Here is a 1,965-nt window from a genome sequence, read left to right as displayed (position 1 = left end):
GTGCGCAAGGTTGCTTCGCGACCTGGGCTTCAAACAGCTGATGGACCCGCTGTTCGCTCGGGTAATCAAGGCGGGCGCTACTCCAGTCATGAAGCATCAGGTGCCGTTCTTCACGGCCCAGCATCTCCAGTTCACCCAGGCGTTGCTGCGGATTGCGAACGATGGACTGCAGCAGGTTTTGCCAATGCCCGGCGAGGCGCTGGATGGTCCGGGCTTCAAACAGGTCGATGGCATAGGTGAGGGTTGCAAGCAGCCCATCGGCAGACTCGGTGGTATCCAGGGAGAGGTCGAACTGAGTGCTGGGCAGCGTGCCTTCCAGTACTTCAAGGCTCAGGCCGGGAAGTGTGACGCTGTTTTGAGGCTGCACGCTGGCATGGTTGTACATCACCTGGAACAGCGGGCTATGGCTGAGGCTGCGTTCCGGTTGCAGCGCCTCCACCAGTTGTTCGAAGGGCAGGTCCTGGTGGGCCTGGGCATGCAAGGCATGATGCTTGACCTGTTGCAGCACCTCGACAAACCGGGACTGGCTGTTGAGCTCTGCGCGCAGCACCTGGGTGTTGACGAAAAATCCGATCAGCCCTTCGGTTTCCACGCGGTTGCGGTTGGCAATCGGCACGCCGACACGGATATCGGTTTGCCCGCTGTAGCGATGCAACAGGGTCTGGAACGAGGCCAGCAACAGCATGAACAGCGTCACGCCTTGCTGCTGGGCCAATTGTTTGAGTGACTGATTCAGCTCGCTGCCCAACGCCAGTTCCAGCTGGGCCCCACGATAGCTTTGCTCGGACGGCCGAGTGTGGTCGGTGGGCAGTTCCAGTACTGTGTGCTCATCGCCCAATTGCCCCGTCCAGTAGGTCAGTTGGCGCTCGCGCTCCCCGGCTTCCATCCACTGGCGTTGCCACACGCCATAGTCGGCGTACTGCACGGGCAGGTCTGGCAGGCTGACGTCCTGTTGCTGGCTGAAGCCTGTGTATAGGGCAATCAACTCCTGGATCATCACGTTGATCGACCAGCCGTCGGAGACGATATGGTGCTGGGTGATGATCAGGACGTGATCGTCATCCGCCAGTTTCAGCAGTTTGACCCGTAACAACGGGCCGTGCTGCAGATCGAACAACTGCTGGATTTCGTGTTCGACACACGCCTGGATCGCCTGCTCGTCGGCCCCCGGCCGCGACTCGACGGTGATTGCCAGGTGGGTGTGAGTGGCAATTCGTTGCAGGGTGCGATCGCCGTCCTGGATGAACGAGGTGCGCAGGCTTTCATGGCGGGCAATCAGCCGGTCAAAGCAGCGTTGCAGCGCCTGTGTGTCCAGGTTGCCCCGCAGGCGCAAGGCCGCCGGGATGTGATAAGCGGTGCTCTGGGGATCCAGTTGCCAGAGGAACCACTGGCGTTCCTGAGCGTAGGACAACCGCAGCGGCTGATCACGCTCGACCCTTACCAACGGCGGCTCTTGGCGGGCCGGTTGCTGCTCCAGGGTAGCGACGAACGCCTGTAAGGTGCTGCTCTCGAACAGGTTGCGCAGGGGCACATTGGTGTTGAGGGCATGACGTACCCGGGAGACGACCTGGGTGGCCAGTAGTGAATGGCCGCCCAGCTCAAAGAAGTCGTCGTGCAGGCCGACGGTTTCGCGCTTGAGCACGTCTTGCCAGATCGCTGCGATTTGTTGCTCCAACGGGCTTTGTGGTGCCACGTAGGCTTTTTGCAGCAGGCTTGCATCGGGTTTTGGCAGGGCCTTGCGGTCCAGTTTGCCGTTCGGGCTCAGGGGCAATTGATCGAGGAAGATCAGTTGGGCGGGCACCATGTAATCAGGCAAGTGTTCGCCCAGGCGTTGCCTGATTTCGCTGCGCAGTTCACCGGCGTCACGGGCTTCGGTCGGCACTGCATAGGCGACCAACTGCCCATCAGCGGCGATCACCACGGCTTCGCGCACGCAGTCCAGTCCCATCAGGCGGTTTCGATTTC

Annotated in this window: 1 pseudogene; it reads right to left on the bottom strand. The window is 61.0% G+C overall.

Annotated features, from left to right (window positions below):
- Window positions 1–1,951 (bottom strand): annotated as a pseudogene (locus tag MUM_RS0100075) (condensation domain-containing protein); the annotation flags it as partial.
- Window positions 1,952–1,965 lie beyond the last annotated feature (14 nt).

It is taken from the genome of Pseudomonas sp. PAMC 25886, from assembly GCF_000242655.1.
Classification (GTDB): domain Bacteria; phylum Pseudomonadota; class Gammaproteobacteria; order Pseudomonadales; family Pseudomonadaceae; genus Aquipseudomonas.
Note: the sequence above shows the minus strand (reverse complement) of the source record. Positions and strands in the feature narration are given on the sequence as shown.